Origin of the sequence: Streptomyces sp. NBC_00986, assembly GCF_045162565.1 — a bacterium.
Classification (GTDB): Bacteria; Actinomycetota; Actinomycetes; order Streptomycetales; family Streptomycetaceae; genus Streptomyces.
This window is the reverse complement of the sequence record NZ_CP108733.1, coordinates 9,112,840-9,125,767: the sequence shown is the minus strand read 5'-3', so window position 1 is coordinate 9,125,767 and position 12,928 is coordinate 9,112,840. Positions and strand designations below refer to the sequence as shown.

The 12,928-nt window shown below is 69.8% G+C and carries 15 protein-coding genes and 1 pseudogene; 8 read left to right on the top strand and 8 right to left on the bottom strand.

The features are described 5' to 3' along the window. Positions 1–19: 19 nt before the first annotated feature. Positions 20–1,435, bottom strand: coding sequence for a GH39 family glycosyl hydrolase (locus OG504_RS41015; protein WP_405994310.1), 1,416 nt, complete (start codon positions 1,433–1,435; stop codon positions 20–22). Between the two features lie 217 nt (positions 1,436–1,652). Here OG504_RS41015 and OG504_RS41010 point away from each other — a divergent pair, with 217 nt between their 5' ends. Further along, positions 1,653–2,747 (top strand): DUF5925 domain-containing protein, encoded by a 1,095-nt coding sequence (locus tag OG504_RS41010; RefSeq protein ID WP_405994309.1) that lies wholly within the window; start codon positions 1,653–1,655, stop codon positions 2,745–2,747. A gap of 116 nt (positions 2,748–2,863) precedes the next feature. On the opposite strand, the gene OG504_RS41005 is transcribed toward OG504_RS41010, so the two are convergent. Beyond that, on the bottom strand, positions 2,864–3,235 hold the full coding sequence (locus OG504_RS41005; RefSeq protein ID WP_405994308.1) for a GntR family transcriptional regulator: 372 nt from the start codon (positions 3,233–3,235) through the stop codon (positions 2,864–2,866). A gap of 71 nt (positions 3,236–3,306) precedes the next feature. On the opposite strand from OG504_RS41005, the gene OG504_RS41000 reads away from it, so the two are divergent. Both OG504_RS41000 and OG504_RS40995 read left to right on the top strand, forming a co-directional pair. Further along, positions 3,307–4,236, top strand: coding sequence for a GNAT family N-acetyltransferase (locus OG504_RS41000; RefSeq protein ID WP_405994307.1), 930 nt, complete (start codon positions 3,307–3,309; stop codon positions 4,234–4,236). Then, entirely contained in the window at positions 4,217–4,717 is a 501-nt protein-coding gene (locus OG504_RS40995; RefSeq protein WP_405994306.1) for a DUF402 domain-containing protein, read from the top strand. Before OG504_RS41000 ends, OG504_RS40995 begins: the two co-directional genes overlap by 20 nt. Before the next feature lie 16 nt (positions 4,718–4,733). Here the strand turns inward: OG504_RS40995 and OG504_RS40990 are convergent, their stop codons facing one another. Further along, complete coding sequence (locus OG504_RS40990; protein WP_405994305.1) at positions 4,734–5,342, bottom strand: class I SAM-dependent methyltransferase; 609 nt, start codon at positions 5,340–5,342, stop codon at positions 4,734–4,736. A 135-nt stretch (positions 5,343–5,477) separates the two neighbouring features. Here OG504_RS40990 and OG504_RS40985 point away from each other — a divergent pair, with 135 nt between their 5' ends. Continuing rightward, the gene (locus OG504_RS40985; RefSeq protein WP_398853883.1) at positions 5,478–5,612 is read left to right on the top strand and encodes a hypothetical protein; all 135 of its coding nucleotides are present in this window, start codon (positions 5,478–5,480) and stop codon (positions 5,610–5,612) included. 17 nt (positions 5,613–5,629) lie between these two features. Here the strand turns inward: OG504_RS40985 and OG504_RS40980 are convergent, their stop codons facing one another. Further along, positions 5,630–6,082 (bottom strand): GNAT family N-acetyltransferase, encoded by a 453-nt coding sequence (locus OG504_RS40980; RefSeq protein WP_405994304.1) that lies wholly within the window; start codon positions 6,080–6,082, stop codon positions 5,630–5,632. 190 nt (positions 6,083–6,272) lie between these two features. Here OG504_RS40980 and OG504_RS40975 point away from each other — a divergent pair, with 190 nt between their 5' ends. Further along, positions 6,273–7,307: a lytic polysaccharide monooxygenase gene (locus OG504_RS40975; RefSeq protein WP_405994303.1), complete on the top strand. Its 1,035-nt coding sequence runs from the start codon at positions 6,273–6,275 to the stop codon at positions 7,305–7,307. Between the two features lie 68 nt (positions 7,308–7,375). On the opposite strand, the gene OG504_RS40970 is transcribed toward OG504_RS40975, so the two are convergent. Together OG504_RS40970 and OG504_RS40965 are read right to left on the bottom strand one after the other, a co-directional pair. Further along, positions 7,376–8,236, bottom strand: coding sequence for an esterase/lipase family protein (locus tag OG504_RS40970; RefSeq protein WP_405994302.1), 861 nt, complete (start codon positions 8,234–8,236; stop codon positions 7,376–7,378). Between the two features lie 146 nt (positions 8,237–8,382). Then, complete coding sequence (locus OG504_RS40965) at positions 8,383–8,826, bottom strand: MarR family winged helix-turn-helix transcriptional regulator (RefSeq protein WP_405994301.1); 444 nt, start codon at positions 8,824–8,826, stop codon at positions 8,383–8,385. Between the two features lie 95 nt (positions 8,827–8,921). On the opposite strand from OG504_RS40965, the pseudogene OG504_RS40960 reads away from it, so the two are divergent. Next, a pseudogene (locus tag OG504_RS40960) lies at positions 8,922–9,297 on the top strand (cupin domain-containing protein). Positions 9,298–9,318: 21 nt separating this feature from the next. On the opposite strand, the gene OG504_RS40955 reads toward OG504_RS40960, so the two are convergent. Next, a complete protein-coding gene (locus tag OG504_RS40955; protein WP_405994300.1) occupies positions 9,319–10,842 on the bottom strand; it encodes an MFS transporter in 1,524 nt (507 codons plus the stop codon). Positions 10,843–10,999: 157 nt separating this feature from the next. After that, on the bottom strand, positions 11,000–11,596 hold the full coding sequence (locus OG504_RS40950; protein ID WP_405994299.1) for a TetR/AcrR family transcriptional regulator: 597 nt from the start codon (positions 11,594–11,596) through the stop codon (positions 11,000–11,002). Positions 11,597–11,781: 185 nt separating this feature from the next. Between OG504_RS40950 and OG504_RS40945 the strand changes: the two genes are divergently transcribed. Together OG504_RS40945 and OG504_RS40940 are read left to right on the top strand one after the other, a co-directional pair. Further along, positions 11,782–12,558: an alpha/beta fold hydrolase gene (locus OG504_RS40945; RefSeq protein WP_405994298.1), complete on the top strand. Its 777-nt coding sequence runs from the start codon at positions 11,782–11,784 to the stop codon at positions 12,556–12,558. Between the two features lie 158 nt (positions 12,559–12,716). Then, positions 12,717–12,920 (top strand): hypothetical protein, encoded by a 204-nt coding sequence (locus tag OG504_RS40940; RefSeq protein WP_403590432.1) that lies wholly within the window; start codon positions 12,717–12,719, stop codon positions 12,918–12,920. Positions 12,921–12,928: the final 8 nt, after the last annotated feature.

The following is a 12,928-nucleotide window of genomic DNA, read 5'->3' as shown; positions in this document are numbered from 1 at the left end:
CGTCATGGGGTCAAGTGGCTCAGCGCGTCAGCCACTTGACCCCGTAGGCCGCCAGGTCGAACTGCTTCCCATCGACCTTCGCGCTGATCTGCCGGTCCAGGGTGTTCACGACCAGGACCGCCTTGTCGGTGGCGAGGACCCGTACGTTGGGCACGTCGTCGGCGGCGACCGACACGGTCTCGTACGTGGTGCCGGGCCCGAAGGCCGCGTCGAAGCGGGACACCAGGTCGTACACGGGGAGTTGCCGCCCGCCGTCGGAGCTGTCGGTCGGGGTCCACAGGCAGCCCGCGCAGTCCGTGCCCTTCTCCTCCTCCGGGTTCCAGTAGAAGCCGGAGGTGGCGCCGCCCTTGGCCATGGCGATCATGCCGGTGGCCTGGACGGCGACACGGTGGGTCTCGGACCAGCCCTTGCGGTCGTCGTTGCCGTCGGCGGGCTCGACGTAGTACTCGGCCCACCACAGCGGCAGATCGTGCGTCTGCTCACGGACCCACTTGCTGACGGCCGTCAGCTTGTCGGTGGCCCCGAACTCGTTCGGCAGGAGGTCGTCGTCGTTGGTGTAGCTGGAGCCGTCGACGACCACGAAGTCCGCGCCGACCTTGTGCTCGTTCCAGTAGTCGAAGGCGTCGATGATCCGCTGGTCCATCGCGCCCCAACTGCCCCTGAACGTACTGGAGGCGTTCGCGTCACGCGGGTCCACGCTGTCCATCACCAGATACGGACCGCCGACCATGATCTTCGGGTTGACCTTCTTCAGCGCCTTGTAGACGAGGTTGTAGAGCCGGGTGTAACCCTCGTAGTCCCAGCGTTGTTCGGCGTTGTTCCAGAAGCCCTTGAACTCGTTCCACACGATGAAGTGGGTGACGTCCGGATACCGCTTGGCGACCGTCGCGGCGAGCGCCGCGTAGTCCGCGTAGTGGTCCGGCTTCGGCGCCGTCTCCAGCGAGGCCTGGCTCCAATTGGTGTTGTCCACACCGGACTTGCCGCCCTTCATCCAGTCCGGCGAGCAGCACAGCGTGATGACCGGGGTGCCGCCCGACTTGCGCATGAAGTCGATACGGCGGTCCAGGGCGCCGAAGTCGTAACGCCCCTTCACCGGCTCGGGGTTGTCGGCGCCCCAGCCCATGATGGCCTGGTCCTGCGGGAGTTGGGACTTGGCGAGCAGTCCCTCGACGCGTTCGGTGGCGGCGCTGCTGCCCTCGTCGGCGCTGTACTGGGTGTGGGTGAAGCCCCAGCCGACCTCGGGCCGGTCCTCGTCGGGCGGGGTCGCCGGGGTGCCGTGCACCTTGTCGCCGTCGCGCGAGGTGCCGGCGGTGCTTCCGCCGCCGGGAAGCGTGTTGATCAGGGTCACGATCAGCGCCAGTGCGGCCACACCCACGCCGAGCAGCGCGGTGAGCCGCCACCGCAGTGCCCCCGAATTCCACCCATGACGTCCCATCAAGGACAACAGTAACGTCGGCGCCGGGCGGAGGGGCAGGCCTCCGCGTGCACAGCCTGGTAACAGGGCGGAGGGGATACATGACGGACACACTCAGGAGACGGCGGACACAGTCAGGACACATCGGATGCATCGGAAGCATCGGACGGAGGCGACACTCGGGGGCGCACTGCGGAAAGCGGGTGCACACGGCGTCCGTGTGCCGGATCATGGCCCCATGTCCGCTAACCCACACGACGCTCTGCCGATCCGGCTCAACGTCGACGACTCCGACTCCCCGTCCGACGTCGTCGACGCGCTGTTCCTCGGCCGCTTCGCGACGGGCGAGCAGCCGTACTCGCACGCGGCGAACATCGACCGTGTCCGGACCGGGGCGACCCTGCTCCCGCCGGGCGCCCGCGTGCTGCGCGCCGCCCGCGACGACGACCGCAGCGCGACCCTCGCCGAGGGCGACGGCTGGACCCTGCTGATCTCCCGCTGGAACCGCGGCGCCGACGTCACGGTCACGGCGACCAGCGAGGAGCTCGCCGAGAAGGTCCTCGACCAGGCGACCGACGGCGCGGCGGACGAACCCGAACCGCAGCCGGAGAACGTGACGATGGGGTTCTGGTACGTCTCCCCCAGGCGCGGCCCGCACCGGACGACCCGGCAGATCTCGGCGGGCACGTGGGACGAGGTGCGCCCCAACTACACGCGTCCGGTGGCCGATGCGATGGACACCCTGATGAAGACGACCCCGGAGGACATCGCGGGCCGCCTGCTGTTGCTGCACGGCCCGCCGGGCACCGGCAAGACCTCGGCGCTGCGCACGCTGGCCCGTTCCTGGCGGGACTGGTGCCAGGTGGACTGCGTGCTGGACCCGGAGCGGCTGTTCAGCGACGTCGGCTATCTGATGGACATCGCGATCGGCGAGGACGACACGACGGGCAAGGGCCGTTGGCGGCTCCTCCTCCTGGAGGACTGCGACGAGCTGATCCGCGGCGAGGCGAAGCACACGGCGGGCCAGGCCCTTTCCCGGCTCCTCAACCTCACGGACGGCCTCCTCGGCCAGGGCCGCAACGTCCTGGTCGGCGTCACCACGAACGAGGACCTGGAGCGCCTCCACCCCGCCGTCGTCCGCCCCGGCCGCTGCCTCGCCCGTATCGAGGTCGGCCCCCTCACCCGCAAGGAGTCGATCGACTGGCTCGGCACGGAGGAGGGCGTCGGCCGCGAGGGCGCGACCCTGGCAGAGCTGTACGCCCTGCGCCGCGGCACCCAGCCGACCTCGGTACCGGACCAACGGGAGGGCGCGGACGCGGGGTTGTACTTGTAGGCACCGGCCCCGCTTCTGCCGGTCGTTTGTCTCCGCCGCAACGGCGCCCAGTCACAGCGGCGTATCTGGGGGTCCCCCCACGCCCTTAAGGCTGTGGGGGAGGTGCCGAACTCACCTCACCCTTCCCCATAAGCCGCCCGCAGGGCATCCCGCACAGCCGCCACCGCATCGCCCTCCGTAAGACCCAGCCGCCGAACCTTCTCGGCATAGACCTGCGCGGCCAACGAAGCCTCACGCTCCGCCGCCGATCCCGCAGCCGCGACGAACGTCCCGTTGCGCCCGCGTGTCTCGATCACCCCGTCCGTCTCCAGGGCCCGGTACGCCTTGGCGACGGTGTTGGCGGCGAGGCCGAGCGACTCGGCCAGTCCTCGTACCGTGGGCAGCTTGTAGCCGACCGGCAGTGCTCCGGACCGGGCCTGCTCCGAGATATGGGCGCGGATCTGTTCGTAGGGCGCCGCACTGTCATCGATGTGGATCTTCAAGGTCACCGCCCGATTGTCCCGCACCCACCGGAAAATAAGAGGCACTCCCGCGCGGCTCCGCCGTAGCGTGCGGCCCCATGACCGTGATCGCACGCGACCTGCGCCCCGACGTCCGGGCCGACCTGGACGGTTTCGTCGAGGTACGCCGACTCGCGCTCCCCTACATGCTGTTCACCCCGGAGTCCGTCGCCCACGACATCGCCCACGCCCACCCGGAGGCCGCACTGCGCAGGCTGGTCGCGGAGGAGGACGGCGAGATCATCGGCACGGCCCAGGTGGGCATCGCCTACGACAGCCCGGAGCCCGACCGGGGCTTCGTCAACGTGTACGTGCACCCGGAGCGCACACACCGGGGCGCGGGCTCGCTCCTGGCCCGCGCCGCCGAGGAGCACCTGGCCGCCCAGGGCGCGACCGTGCTCTACGCCTGGGTCCTGGACGAGCCGGCCAACCACGCCTTCGCCGAACAGTTCGGCTATACGGCGAGCCGTTCCGCGTACTTCCTCCGCCTGGACCTGGCGCACGGCACCCTGCCCCCGCTCCGGACCCCGCCGCCGGACGTGGAGATCCGCCCGGGTTCGGACTTCGCCGAGGACCCGCGCCCCCTGTTCGAGCTGGACGCGGAGACGATGGCCGACGAACCCAGCGACATCGGCGTCGAGTTCACGGACTACCAGACCTGGCTGGACGGGACCTGGCAACACCCCTTGTTCAGCCAGGAGTTGACATCCGTGGCCCTCGTCGACGGACGCCCCGCGGCCTTCAGCGCGGCCCGCACGGACGACGACGGCCGCTACGGCACGGTGATGACCGGCACCGCCCGCGCCCACCGCGGCCGCGGCCTCGCCAAGCTCGCCAAGAACGACTCCCTGCACCGCGCCCGCGCCGCCGGCTGCACCGAGGCGTTCACGGGCAACGACACCGGCAACGACCCGATGCTCGCGATCAACACCTGGTTCGGCTACGAAACCTGCGCCACGGAGGTGCGCTATGTCCGCGAACTCACCTGATCCCGCACGCCGGTTGGACGTCGTCCTCGTCAAGGCGGGCCGCACGAAGATCCGTTACGCGGCCGAGCTGCTCTTCGACGACGGCACCCACCTCGCCGTCCGTGCCCCCTGGGCCGGCAACGGCGTCCGCGACTTCGGCTTCGTGCGCTTCGAGCGCGGTGACGTGTTCACCGAGTACTACTGGCGCGACCGCTGGTACGCGGTGAAGGAAGTCCGGGACGGCGCAGGGCAGTTGAAGGGCTGGTACTGCGACATCACCCGCCCCGCCACCCTCTCCGGCACCGAACTCGTCGTCGAGGACCTCGATCTGGACCTGTGGATCTCCGCCGACGGGACGGACGTACGGCGGCTGGACGAGGACGAGTTCGAGGAGAGCGGGCTGGCCGACTCGGACCCCGCAGCCGCGGCGGCGGCCGTGGCTGCGCTCGACGAGCTGGAGAGGCTGGCCCGTGAGGGCGGGTTCGACGCGCTGGTGGCGTGACGGCGGGCGGGCTCGCTCAGGGGACGGCGGGGATGGCCACCACCGCGTACCGCTCGTCGTCCACGTCCTTCCCCCACAGCAGCAGATCGTCCGACAGCCGCTCCATGTGCACATACCCGGCCAGGGGCGCCAGGAGTTCGGTGAGACGGTCGGCGGGTATCCCGACCGGGCTGACCGTCCCCCAACGTCCCTCGATCAGCACGAGCCGCCCGCCGGGGCGCAGCAGCCCGCGCCAGTGCCGCAGGACCCGGCCGGGGTCGGGCAGCGCCCACAGCACATGCCGTACGAGGACGACGTCGAAGCGCTGCTCGCCCACCGGAGGTGCCGTCGCGTCACCGACCAGGAACGCCGCGTCACGGCCGGCCAGCTTCGCACGGGCCAGGTCCACCATCGCCGGGGAGAGGTCGACGCCGGTGACGTGGTGCCCCTGCTCGGACGCGAGGAGCGACAGGCTGCCGGTGCCGCAGCCCAGGTCGAGGATGTCGGCGGCGCTGTCGGGCAGCCAGCCGCGCAGCCGATCGGCCCAGGCCAGGCGGATCTCCGGGTCGCGCAGGCCGTGATCGGGCTCTTCGTCGAAGGTGGCCGCCTCCGCGTCCCAGTCGAAGTTCGCTACAGGTTCACTCATGCGCCAAGCGTGACACCCACCACTGACAGTCGAATCGTGACAGCCGCCACAGACAGACCCGCGCCGATGAGTCACCCTCCCGGGAACGGTCCACCTCGTGAGAACACGAACCCGGGTGGACACAAGGAGGCAGCCATGCGCCGCGTAACCGTGCAGAAGCCCCTGAAGAAGTCGGACACCCGTCGGGTACGGGACGAGGCCGACGAGCGCCCTGTCGAGCGCCCCGAGGTCCGAAAGGACATCGCCCGCACATGGTGGCCGGACGGCTGACCCCGGTCAGCCCCCGGTCAGGCCAGCTGCTTCCGGTAGTGGACGCGGTCGTACGGCCCGTCCACGCGCCGCTCCACGACCTCGTACCCGAACCTCGGGTAGATCTCCTGGTTCTCCCACATCAGCGCGTTCGTGTAGAGCCTGACTTCGGGCAGCCCGAGCGCACGCGCGCGTGCCTCCACGAACTCCAGCAGCCGCCGTCCCACCCCCGTGCCGTGCGCGTCGGGGTGGACGGCGATGCTGTCGAGGAACAGGTGATCGCCGCGCTCCTCGATCACCACCAGCCCGGTCACGGGCTCCCCCGTCACGAACACCCGCCCTGCGGCCACATTCGCCATGTGGTCCGCCTCCATGGGCTGCGGCACCACACCGATGCGCGGAATGTAGTGGCGGTACGCCATGTCGGTCACGGCCTTCACGGCCGGCACATCGGCGACGACGGCGACACGAACCCCGTCCGCTCCACTCATCCGCGGCACCTCTCCACTCACGGAACCGTCACTCCCTGAGCCCTCGGTTAGCCCTGCCTTAACGCGACCATAAGGATCTCCCCTCCCCGTCTCCAGCAGGCGATTTCGCGGTTTCCAGGGGCTAGTTTCTGATCACCCCCACGGGATCCGTCCCCCGCGCCGAGCACCGTCCGAGGAGTTGGAGTTCCCTATGCCCGCACGCCGCAAGGTCGCCGCTGTCGCCGTCCTCGGGATGACCCCGCTCGCCCTGACCGCGCTCGCCGCGGCGCCCGCGGCGGCGCACGGTTCGATGGGCGACCCGGTCAGCCGGGTCGCGCAGTGCTACGCGGAGGGGCCGGAGAGCCCGAAGTCGGACGCGTGCAAGGCGGCGGTCGCGGCCGGTGGCACGCAGGCGCTCTACGACTGGAACGGCATCCGGATCGGCGACGCGAACGGGCAGCACCAGACGCTGATCCCGGACGGCAAGCTGTGCAGCGCGAACAACGAGGAGTTCAAGGGACTCGACCTGGCCCGCGCCGACTGGCCGGCGACGAGCGTGAGCAGCGGCTCGTACACCTTCAAGTACCGCGTGACCGCCCCGCACAAGGGCACCTTCAAGGTGTACATCACCAAGTCCGGCTACGACCCCGCCCAGCCGCTCGCCTGGGCGGACCTGGACCTGGAGCACCCGGTCGCGACGTCCACCGACCCGGTCGCGACGGGCGGTTTCTACACCTTCTCCGGCAGCCTCCCGCAACGCTCGGGCAAGCAGCTCCTGTACGCGATCTGGCAGCGCTCGGACAGCCCGGAGGCGTTCTACTCCTGCTCGGACGTCAGCTTCGGCGGAAGCGGAAGCGGAAGCAGTACGGGTGCCAACGGCGGTAGTGCGGCCGGTAGTTCGACACCGACCCCCGTCGCCCCCACGACTCCGGCGCCCACCGCCTCCGCCCCTTCCAGCCAGCAGATCGCAGCCGGTGCCGACAAGTCGACCGTCGAGCACAACGGCCACGGCGACGCGGACGCGAGCACCTCGGCGGAGCCGGTCGCCGCGACGAACCAGGCGACCACCGAGGCCAACGAGCCGCAGGCGGCGGGGAGTTCGAAGAACCTCGCCGAGACCGGTGCCAGCAACAGCTCGCCGTATCTCATCGTGGGCGGCGCCGCCTCCCTCGCGCTCGGCGCCGCGGCCCTGTTCGCCTCGGTCCGCCGCCGCGCGACCAACGGCGGTGGACGGCACGGTCGTTAGTACGGCTGTGCAGGGGGCGGGGCCTGTCCGGCGGCTCAGGTCGGACAGGCCCCGCGGTGTGCCTACGGTCAACTGAGCGCCGACAGGCAGGTGGTGGCGGTGGCGCGTGCCGGGTCGAGGGCGTTGGCGACCTCGTGGAAGGCGATCCGGTCGGTGAGCCCGAGCAGGGCGTGCTCGGAGAGATCCACTGAACACAGGTTCTGGATCAGCACGTTGTGCACGTCGGACCCGCTCAGGAATTGACTCGTGTAGGGCGTGACGACCTCGTCGTACTTGGTGGCGATGACCGTGTAGTGGACGCCGGGGACGGTGTCGCCGCCCGCGTTCAGCTTGGCGAGGAAGGCCGAGCCGGCGACCTGGTCGGCGAGGCCGGGGGCGGCCGCGGAGATCACGTCCTCGGCACCCGGGAAGTACGGCAGGAGTTTGGTGAGGCCGTTCAGGGTGGTGCCGTGGTTGTCGGGCGCGATGCCGACGAAGGTGTTCACCTTGGCGGCTCCGCCGAGGAACTTGAGGTAGTAGCGGGGCATCATCCCGCCCTGCGAGTGCCCGACCAGGTCGGCCTTGGCGGCGCCGGTGGCGGCGAGCACCTTGTCGACGTAGACCTGGAGTTGCTCTGCCGACTTGTCGATGGGGCCGAGGCCGTAGACGAGCGGGACGCCGGGGAGTTGGCCGTAGTCGAGGGAGAAGACGCAGTAGCCGCGGGCTTCGAGGTACGGCGCGAGGGTCAGCCAGTTGTCGGTGGCGTTGGCGAAGGTGCCGTGGACGAGGACGACGGGGCGGGGGTGGGCGGTGGAGGGCCGGCAGCTGTAGTCGTTCCAACCGCTGCTCGTGGCGGTCGAGGCATGCGCGGCGGCGGTGGGAACGGCGGCGACCGCGGCGGTCAGCAGCAGCGCGGTCAGGGGTCTGAGCAGTCGTTTCCAGGGCAGCATCGTGTGATCTCCTTGCGGCTCAAGGGAGTTGCGACGGCCTTACGCCCTGTGATCCGGATCACAAGAATGCTGTTCACTCGTCAAGTTACGAGCGAGTAGGTGAAGTGTGAAGTTACGCGTCAGTAAAAACTTCCAGTGATAACCAGTCACCAGGTGGGCCTGATGGGACCGTAGGGCGCAATACGCCGCAAACGGTCACACAACACGCGCACTTCACTCTCCCCCAGCAGTTCGACCCAGGGCCGCACCGCCTCCAGGGCCGCCTCCTCCGCGGCTCGCGTACAGGCCCAGCCCAACTCGGTGAGCACGACGAGCCGGGCGCGGGCGTCGACGGGATGCGGGCGCCGCTCCGCGTATCCCTTGCGCACGAGTTCGTCGACGAGCTGACTCGCCGCCTGCTTGGTGACTCCGAGATGGGCGGCGAGGTCGGTGACCGTCGCCCCGTCCGGCGCGAGCCGCGTGAAGGCGAAACCGAACGCCGGGCGCCCCTCGAATCCACGGGCCACGACCCCGTCGTTGATGCGCTTCGTCAGGTCGCCCGCGGCGGCGAGCAGGGCGGCGGTCAGGGCCATGGCCTCGGAGTTCTCCACGGGGGCATTGAAACACCCTTGACGGATTGGTCAAGCTGCTTGACCATGTTGGAGATACGGTCAAGTAGCTTGACTATCCACTTCCGGAGGCAGTCGTGCCCGTCGTCCACCCGTCCGACGCCGTCGTCCACGAGATCCACGGCGCCCGCTTCGTCTCGTACGCCCATCCCCGCACCGGCAGCAAGGAGCTGTGCGCGTGGCGGGGCGAGATCCCCGCCGGCACCAAGGCCCCCCCTGCACACCGTCGACCACGAGGAGATCCTGCACATCCTCGAAGGCGAGCTGGTGATCACGCTCGACGGTCGTACCGAACGGGTCGGCGCGGGCGACACGTTGATCATCAACCCGGGGGCGGCCTTCGGCGCCGAGAACCCCACCGACCGGACCGTGATCACCTGGGTCACGACCTCCATCGGCCTGGAGGCGGAGCTGGCGGACGGTACGCGCATTGTCGCGCCGTGGGCCAACTGACGTACGAACAGGGGGCCTTGGTCACATGTGGACGATCGGGCCGCTCGGTTCACCGCTCTCGGGGCGACCTTTGCGGAACATGAGGGCCGCGATCACAGCGCCGGCGACGAAGAGGCCGGCCGACCACCAGTAGGCGGTCGAGTAGCTGTGCAGCTGAGCCTGGGCCACGGTGGCCCGGGTGGGTGTCCTGCCGACGAGGTAGGCGGTCGCGGCGCTCGCGGCGAGGGTGTTGAGCAGAGCGGTGCCGATGGCACCCCCGACCTGCTGCATCGTGTTGACCGCCGCGGAGCCGACGCCCGCGTCCTCGACCCTGATCCCGTGGATGGACAGGCTCATCGCCGGCGGCAGCGACAGGCCGATACCGGAACCGATCAGGAGCAGTCCGGGCAGCACACCGGTGGCGTAGCCGCTGTTCAGGTCGAGCGCGGTCAGCAGGGCCAGGCCGGTGGCCGACGTCAACAGGCCGAGGGGCACGAGGATCTTGGGGCCGACCTTGGGCAGCAGCACGCTGATGGACAGCTGGGCGACGACCATCAGGCTGCCCATCATCGGCAGGAACGCGAGCCCCGTCCTGACGGGAGTGAAGCCCCGCGAGGACTGCAGGTAGTACGTCAGGAAGAGGGAGACACCGAAGAGCCCGGCGCTGGCGATGGCCATCACCAGGAAGGACGCGCCCCGGGTGCGATCGGCCAGGACCCGCAGGGGCAGCAGCGGATGCGGGGCGCGGGTCTGCCACCAGGCGAAGGCGGCCAGCAGTATCACGGCGGCGCTCAGGGTCGCCCAGGTCATCGGCGAGGACCAGTCGTACGTCTCGGCGTTCGCGAAGCCGTAGACCAGACCGAAGAGGCCGGCCGAGCCCAGGACGGTGCCGGGGAGGTCGAGCTTGGGCCGTACGGCAGGGGCGCCCTTGCGCATCAGGACGAGTCCGCCGGCGAACGCGATGACGGCGAAGACCAGATTGACGTAGAGGGTCCAGCGCCAGTTCAGGTGCTCGGTGAGCAGTCCGCCCAGCAGTAGTCCGAAGGCGCCTCCCGCACCGCCGATGGCCCCGAAGACGCCGAAGGCGCGGGCCCGGTCCTTGGCCGTGGTGAAGGTGACGTTGAGGACGGCGAGCGCGGCCGGGGCGAGCAGGGCGCCGAAGAGCCCCTGCAGGACACGCCCGGTCACCAGCACCTCGAAGTTCGGCGCCGCACCGGCCAGCGCGGAGGAGCCGGCGAAGCCCGCGATGCCGACCAGGAAGGCGATCTTCCGGCCGAAGAGGTCGGCGAGCCTGCCACCGAGGAGCAGCAGACTGCCGAAGGCCAGGGCGTAGGCCGTGACGATCCACTGCCGGTTTCCGTCACTGAAACCCAGGTCGCGCTGCGCGGACGGCATGGCGATGTTCACGATCGTGACATCCAGCACGACCATCAGCTGGGCGATCGCGATCACGATCAGAACCCACCAGCGGCGACGGTCGGACGCGTCGTCGACCGCGATGGGGACCGGGGGCGGGGGCGCTGCCGCTTCCTCTTCGTCGGTCAGGGGCTTGGGCGATGTGGACATGGGAATCTCCGGGGCGAAGAAAGCAAGCGAAACGAAGCCGTTTCGGTACGCCAGTGTACCCATGTTGTGGCAGTAGCTGCCACTATGCTTTACCTGCCGTGGGGCAGTGACTGCCACATCCTCGAGATCGATGCCGTAGGCCGCGTCGGCGAACGGGTCACTCCGCGTCCGGCCCACCCGGGCCGGGCGCCGGAACGGGGACATCGCCGGTGCGGAGAAGTTCGAGGGCCTGCTCGATGGCCACGCCCAGGGCGGAGGGCTCCTCGCTACGCGCCCACTCCGCGACCGCGATCTCGACGACGGCCGCGACGTTCGCGGCGGCGAGGGCCGCGACCATTTCGGCGGTACGGCCTCCGGCGCGTCGGCTGATCTCCTCCGCGAGGCTCTCGCGCCACAGCCAGTTCACGGCACGCAGCTCCGCATGGAGGGACCGGGTCCGGACGATGATCCGGTAGACGACCTTGCGCCGTTCCGAGTCGCCGTCGACGGTGCGCCGGACGCTCTCGACCACCTGGTACAGGGCCTGCGGCAGCGGTGTCTCCTCGGGCAGGCCGCGGAGTTCCTCCAGCGCGGTGTTCAGGGTGTCCTCGGTGAAGCGGACGACGAGCGCTTCCTTGGTCGGGTAGTAGCGGTACACCGTCCGTGGACCGACCTCCGCCGCGGCGGCGATCTGATCGACCGTCGTGGCGTCGAACCCCTGCTCACTGAAGAGCGCGATGGCCGTGTCCGCGATGAGCTGACGGGTCCGCTCCATCTTGATCTCCCGAAGTCCCACTCCACACCCTCCGCACGCCGGCCCACTGTCCTTTTCGGTGCACATTTTGCCACGTGGCGGACGCCGCCATATGGCAGTAAGAGCCAGTATGGTCGGAGCGAAACCTCGACGTCCGAGACCCCGACGTCCCCGATGCCCTTGATGTGAAGAGAAAGCAGACAGTCATGGCATTCAGCCGTCGTCAGTTCTCCGCGCTCGGCGCGGGAGTCGCAGCAGCCACGGTTTCCGGAGCCCCGGCAGCCAGGGCGGCAACCCGTGGCCCCCGGCCCGCGGTGCGCAATGTCGTACTCGTGCACGGCGCCTACGCGGACGGCTCCTCCTGGGCGAAGGTCGTCCCCCTGCTACAGGCGGCGGGCATGAACGTCACCGCCGTACAGAACCCCTTGACGTCCCTCGCCGACGACGTCGCCGCCACGAACTTCGCGCTGGCCCGGCAGGACGGCCCCACGATCCTGGTCGCGCACTCCTACGGCGGCACCGTCATCTCCGAGACCGGGCTCGCGCCGAACGTCGCCGGGCTCGTCTACGTCGCCGCCCGCGCCCCGGAGGCAGGCGAGGACTACGCCGCGCTCGCCGCGAAGTTCCCCACCTCGCCGGTCACCGCCGGGATCGTCGGCTCGGGCGGATTCAAGTGGATCGGCCAGGAGGCGTTCCTCAAGGACTTCGCCAACGGCGTGCCCAGGAAGGAGGCCCTCGTGCTCTACGCGGCCCAAGGTCTGCTCTCGACCGCCCCGCCCACCACCAGCGTCGCCGCCTGGCACCGGAAGCCGTCCTGGTACGCGGTCTCGAAGAACGACCGCACCATCGACCCCGACCTGGAGCGCTTCATGGCCCGGCGCATGAACGCCACGACCATCGAGGTCGACTCCGGCCACCTGTCGCTCGTGACGCACCCGGAAGTCATCACCAGGCTCATTCTGCGAGCCGCGGCGAACAGCTGACGCCTCCGCACCCATGGCTTCCAACACCCCGGCCGGTACGACGTTCCCGTTCCGTAAGGTTTTCGACCGCCCCGGGCGCACCGAACAGGACGAAGCTGAGCGGTGGACGTGGGCGGCCACCGCCCGCGTGACGTACCGGTGCGGGGAATGGAGTGATCATGGTGGTCCGTGGTGTCGGCGGGATCATCCTCGTCGTGCTCGGCGCGGTCTGGATCGCGCAGGGCGTCGGCGCGATGAACGGTTCGGCCATGTCCGGCCACGGCCAGTACGCGGTGCTGGGCGTGGTGGTCGCACTGGTCGGGCTCTTCCTGCTGGTGCGGGCCTGGCAGGTGCGTAACCGCGACCTCCACCAACGCCCTTGAACGCAGGG

Coding starts and splice junctions, on each gene's coding strand:
- OG504_RS40990 (WP_405994305.1), bottom strand. CDS start 5,342: ATGAGTGAACCTGTAGCGAACTTCGACTGGGACGCGGAGGCGGCCACC.
- OG504_RS41010 (WP_405994309.1), top strand. CDS start 1,653: ATGTCCGCTAACCCACACGACGCTCTGCCGATCCGGCTCAACGTCGAC.
- OG504_RS40955 (WP_405994300.1), bottom strand. CDS start 10,842: ATGTCCACATCGCCCAAGCCCCTGACCGACGAAGAGGAAGCGGCAGCG.
- OG504_RS40940 (WP_403590432.1), top strand. CDS start 12,717: ATGGTGGTCCGTGGTGTCGGCGGGATCATCCTCGTCGTGCTCGGCGCG.
- OG504_RS40985 (WP_398853883.1), top strand. CDS start 5,478: ATGCGCCGCGTAACCGTGCAGAAGCCCCTGAAGAAGTCGGACACCCGT.
- OG504_RS40945 (WP_405994298.1), top strand. CDS start 11,782: ATGGCATTCAGCCGTCGTCAGTTCTCCGCGCTCGGCGCGGGAGTCGCA.
- OG504_RS40950 (WP_405994299.1), bottom strand. CDS start 11,596: ATGGAGCGGACCCGTCAGCTCATCGCGGACACGGCCATCGCGCTCTTC.
- OG504_RS41015 (WP_405994310.1), bottom strand. CDS start 1,435: ATGGGACGTCATGGGTGGAATTCGGGGGCACTGCGGTGGCGGCTCACC.
- OG504_RS40975 (WP_405994303.1), top strand. CDS start 6,273: ATGCCCGCACGCCGCAAGGTCGCCGCTGTCGCCGTCCTCGGGATGACC.
- OG504_RS40995 (WP_405994306.1), top strand. CDS start 4,217: ATGTCCGCGAACTCACCTGATCCCGCACGCCGGTTGGACGTCGTCCTC.
- OG504_RS41000 (WP_405994307.1), top strand. CDS start 3,307: ATGACCGTGATCGCACGCGACCTGCGCCCCGACGTCCGGGCCGACCTG.
- OG504_RS40980 (WP_405994304.1), bottom strand. CDS start 6,082: ATGAGTGGAGCGGACGGGGTTCGTGTCGCCGTCGTCGCCGATGTGCCG.
- OG504_RS40970 (WP_405994302.1), bottom strand. CDS start 8,236: ATGCTGCCCTGGAAACGACTGCTCAGACCCCTGACCGCGCTGCTGCTG.